Source organism: Bartonella elizabethae F9251 = ATCC 49927 (genome assembly GCF_000518165.1).
Lineage (GTDB): Bacteria > Pseudomonadota > Alphaproteobacteria > Rhizobiales > Rhizobiaceae > Bartonella > Bartonella elizabethae.
The window spans coordinates 1-4639 of the sequence record NZ_JADB01000032.1; the positions used below are offsets into that span (position 1 = coordinate 1).

Annotated in this window: 3 protein-coding genes; all 3 read left to right on the forward strand. The window is 44.9% G+C overall.

Annotated features, from left to right (window positions below; translation table 11 throughout):
* Positions 1–58: 58 nt before the first annotated feature.
* The gene (locus T429_RS10455) at positions 59–3487 is read left to right on the forward strand and encodes an alanine-zipper protein (protein WP_026500971.1); all 3429 of its coding nucleotides are present in this window, start codon (positions 59–61) and stop codon (positions 3485–3487) included.
* A 9-nt stretch (positions 3488–3496) separates the two neighbouring features.
* Positions 3497–3826 carry a hypothetical protein gene (locus tag T429_RS0108350; RefSeq protein WP_005775106.1) on the forward strand — a complete coding sequence of 110 codons (330 nt, stop codon included), beginning with the start codon at positions 3497–3499 and terminating at the stop codon, positions 3824–3826.
* Positions 3827–3891: 65 nt separating this feature from the next.
* The gene (locus tag T429_RS0108355; RefSeq protein WP_005773395.1) at positions 3892–4554 is read left to right on the forward strand and encodes a lysozyme; all 663 of its coding nucleotides are present in this window, start codon (positions 3892–3894) and stop codon (positions 4552–4554) included.
* Positions 4555–4639 lie beyond the last annotated feature (85 nt).

Sequence of the window (4639 nt, forward strand, 5' to 3'; positions counted from 1 at the left end):
AGATTTGAAAGAGTGTTCTTTGGATGAAGCTCTTTAGAGGGCGTAAGGAGGAAAGCAGATGAAGATCCCCGATCATAGTCATGAGTATCTGATACCGGTAGCGACTGAAGAGGAAATCAGAGAAGGGCTTTCGCAAGATGTGGTGGTTGTTCCGAAATTGTTAGGGACAGCCTCTTTATATTCGTATGAAACGTTTGCACCGTTAGAACAGGTTGTCAATGCAAGGCAAGAGGCAGAAAAAGCGATGGCGCGTGCGAATGGTGCGCAACAAGTTGCAGAAGAAGCTAAGAGCGTATCGGAACAAGCGCTTGCAGAGGTGACGAAAACGGGTGAAGCGGTTACAGCAGTGACGGCAACTGCGAATGTTGCGAAAGATACAGCGGATAGCGCTAAAGGCTTAGCCGAAGAAGCCAAAAATGCCTCTGATGCTGCAAAGCACATGGCAGAAGAGACCAAAGCAGCCGTTGATAGAGCCACAGGAGAAATCAGTAATACAAAAGGTTCTTTAGCGACGGCATTGCAAAGTTTTGCAGAAGTCAAGCAGGTAAGTGACAGCGCAATGAATGTCTCAACAGAAGCCAAGAGGTTAGCTGATGCATCAAAAACGATTGCTGAACGTGCAGAACAAACAGCGCGAGAAGCTTCTCAAACAGCGACAGAGACGACCCAAGTATCCGCAACAGCGGTAGCGACGTGTCATGAAGTAAAGACGGTAGCGACCCAAGCAAGTCTTAAGGCTGATGGAGCCAAACAGACAGCTGATGATGCCAAGGATATGGCGAAAGAGGCAAAAAGTTTATCGGAACGGGCGACGGATTCAGTTACAGAACTCACAAAAAGAGTATCTCAAGTACAAACGTCCGTAGAGACAGCTTTAACAGAGGTCAGAGAAGGCAAACAGACAGCAGAGACTGCGAAAGAAAGGGCGGAACAAGCGAAGAATATTGCAGATGCAGCCAAGGGGCTTTCGGAAGAGGCAAAAGGTTTATCGCAAGGTGCTACAGTTTCTGTTACAGAATTGACAAAGATAGCACAGCAAGTTCAAACGCAATCTGATGAGGCGTTGAAGGATGCAAGGGAAGCGAAAGAGACAGCAGATAGAGCTTCGTTGAAATCAGAACAAGCTCAACAGGATGCTTTAGAGGCTTCTAGATTAGCTAATGAAGCAAAAGTAGTGGCAGAACAAGCCTTACAAGCCGATAGACAAGCGATTCGTGAAGGTGATGAAAACACCAAGAGTTTGGTAGAAGAAGTAAGTAAGAAGGTTGAAGAGGCACGAGCGCTTTCGCAAGAGAGTAAGGGTATTTCTGAAACTGCTAAAGGTCTAGCGGAAACAGCAAACACGGCATCTACAGAGGCGCAAAAGACATCAGAGCAAGCGTTAAGAGAAGCGAATACAGCGAAAACAACGGCGGATAGTGCGTCTAACACAGCTATGGATGCGAAGGGGAGTGCTGAGGAAGCTAAAACATTATCAGAAGAGGCAAAGAAACTTGTTGAGGACAATAAGAATGCTTTTGATGAATCGAATAAAACCCTTGAAGCAGTTAAAGGATTAGCGGAAACGGCATTATCAACCGCCAATGAAGCCAAGCAGAAGGGCGAGGAGATAAGCCAACAAAGCTCAGAAGCATTAATGAAGTCTGGTGAAGCCAAGAACTTAGCAGAGGAAGCGAAAAGTTCTGCGGATAGTGCGTCGGCAAAATCAGAGCAAGCGCACCAGAGTGCAACTGAAGCAACGCGAATAGCCAATGAAGCCAAAGCAGCGGCAGAATCAGCGGTGCGTTCAGGAGAGGCGGCAGGGCAGGCTGATGTAGAGGCGGTGAAGGGTATAGCGGAAGCAGCGAAGAGTAAAGCTGAAGCAGCAGAGAAGGTAGCAGAAGAAACGAAAGGTGCTTTGGATGGTATCAAACAAGTCGCCAATAGTGCGAAGTCGACAGCGGACGAGGCAAAGAAGGTAGCCGATGGTGCACAAAAGAAGGCATCACAGGTAGAGACAGTAGCGGATGAAGCCGAAAAGATAGCAAAAGAAGCCAAACAGACGGCAGGTTATGCTAACCATGAGGCGGCACAAGCGCGCAGTGAGGTAGAAAAGGCAAAAAGTACAGCTCATGAAGGGTGGAGTAATGCCAATAAAGCTCAGGAAGTAGCAGGTGACGCTAAGACTATAGCAAGTTTAGCGCGTACGTACGCAGATGAAGCCAAGAAGATAGCGGAAAATTCAGGCAACAAAGCTCATCAAGGGTGGAGTACAGCTAACAGCGCGAAGGAAGTAGCCGATAACGCTAAGACTATAGCAAGTTTAGCGCGGACATATGCAGACGAAGCCAAGAAAAAAGCGGAAGTAGCAGATTCACAATCCTATCAAGCCAAGGGTGAAGCCGAAAAAGCCAAGGAAACCGCTGATAGAGCGAAAAGAACAGCAGAAGAAGCCAAAACAACAGCTGATACAACGAAGAAAGAGCTTAGTGGTATCAAGAGTTCTCTAGAAACAGCGACAACAGCTCAGACAGTAGCCACACAAGCAAAAAATCTCGCAGAAAAGATAAACACTTTTCTAAAACAGTCTCATTTAACGGTTTTATCAATTTCCACCCCTTTTCTTGTTGCGACGGGCAAAGCGCAATTAACCGTGAAAAAAGGAACCTATCTAACTTTGCCACGAACTCATGATATTTTGGTTGTAAGTTATACGGCAGATGCCAGAATAAGCATGCCGCCTCTATCGGCGGGCAAGGATTATTATCTTTATTTGGTACCGGAGGGAGGTTCTCATAAAATTGTTGGATCAGAAAACTCTACGTATCCAAGCGGTTACAGCGTCAATAATTCGCGCAAGATAGGAGGGTTTCATACGCTTTGTGCGGATGTTGGTACGATTTCTGGTCACCCCTTGTCTGGTTATAAGGCAGGAGATATTTTACCCAATTCAGTTTGGTGTTTAAATCACCGCCCTTATAGTTCACCAGAGGGAATGGTCTACGACCCCTCTACAGATCTTTGGGTTGATATTTATCTTCAATCAGGGACGGGTGAAAATACGAAATCAATGTATCGTACCAATATAACAACAAACCGTAATTATACCGAACATGTAACAGATATGGCGCGTGTTAAAAAATCTTTACTGAGTGATGAAGCGTTTGCTTCTGCTATGTATGGAAGCAATGAAAAGACACATATTGTTGGCAAGAAAGAACCAACCTCTAAGGTTTCAGGTGGATATAAGGATACGGCGAATCGTCGTATGATCTCGCATATCGGTTGTGAGGATGGTTGCGGTTATGTTTGGCAATTTTTATCGGGCACGTTTCCTATACCCATAAGCCGTACGCAAAATACGTTTGAAATGAGAGCATTGTTAGGGGGTGGTAGCTGGAGTAATACAACGGATAATGGACGTTTTACTCGAGCCGCCATGATTGTCAATGGTGGAAATGAACAAGTTGCGGCGCGTGGATGTAGCCATACGCGTCATTTTGTTTAGGAGGGAGAGATGATAGAATATCCAGAACATTTAAATAGCAAAGAAGATTATCTGAACATGCTTTCTTTTGACAAAGTTGAAACAGTAAGAAGGCTAGAAATGCTTTTATCAACGCGTTTTTATTGGGTCTTTGTTAAAGAGCTTAGTGAAGGTGAAGAGGGGGTAGAAGATGATACGCATAAGGTTGTTCTCACAACAACCATGCCGGTTGATTTAGAGGATGATTTTGTAGAAAAGCGTTGTCAGTATGAATTACAAGAAAGCGAATATGCGCCGCTTTTTCAACTTGGCTTTTGCGTTGAAGAAGTCGAACAGTTGATCAAAGAGCATAGCCAATAGAAGATCATAAAAGAAGAGTTTTATCCAGCCCCGCGTTTGTGGGGCTTTTTTTATGGAGGATTGAGATGAGAAAGATATCAAAGGAAGGATTAGAGCTTATCAAACAATGGGAAGGCTTGCGTTTAGAGGCATATAGAGATGTGGCATGCATTTGGACCATTGGTTATGGTCACACCAGCAATGCTGGTCAACCGTTTGTCAAAAAAGGCATGCGTATTACGCAAGAGGAAGCAGAAGCAATCCTTTGTGAAGACTTAAAGAAATTTGAGAAGACGGTCGAGGAATCGGTAACGGCTTCGTTAACGGATAATCAATTCGCGGCATTGGTGTCGTTTTGTTATAACGTAGGAACGAAAGCCTTTTGCAAGTCAACATTGTTGAAGAAGCTTAATCAAGGGGATTATGAAGCTGTTCCTAGTGAATTACAGAAATGGAATAAGATAGGGGGTAAGCCTTTTGTGGGATTATCCAACCGTCGAGCCGCCGAAGCCGGTTTGTGGGCGAAAGGATCTTACATTGCTTCGAACTATCACAGGGTAGAAACACGTGAGGCAAGAGGACTTTTAAAGGTAGAAGCGCTAGCCCCAATTATAGGGTCTTGTTCGGGCTTTGGAGGCTTTTTGGTTGGTAATGGACCGATTCAGTGGGCGTTAGCAGGGATTATGGTTTTAGCCGCTTGTACAGGACTGGTGATTGTTGCCAAGCGGTTTAAGGAGCAGCGCTTATGATTTTTTGGTTCAAAAGAAATCTGTCTGTTTTGTTAGCGGCTTTAGCCGTTTTTTTTATGGCATTAGCCAAGGCTTTTTATCTTGG

What these genes read in the sequence shown, in the direction of transcription:
- T429_RS10455 (WP_026500971.1), top strand. Translation starts at nt 59, where the DNA reads ATGAAGATCCCCGATCATAGTCATGAGTATCTGATACCGGTAGCGACT.
- T429_RS0108350 (WP_005775106.1), top strand. Translation starts at nt 3,497, where the DNA reads ATGATAGAATATCCAGAACATTTAAATAGCAAAGAAGATTATCTGAAC.
- T429_RS0108355 (WP_005773395.1), top strand. Translation starts at nt 3,892, where the DNA reads ATGAGAAAGATATCAAAGGAAGGATTAGAGCTTATCAAACAATGGGAA.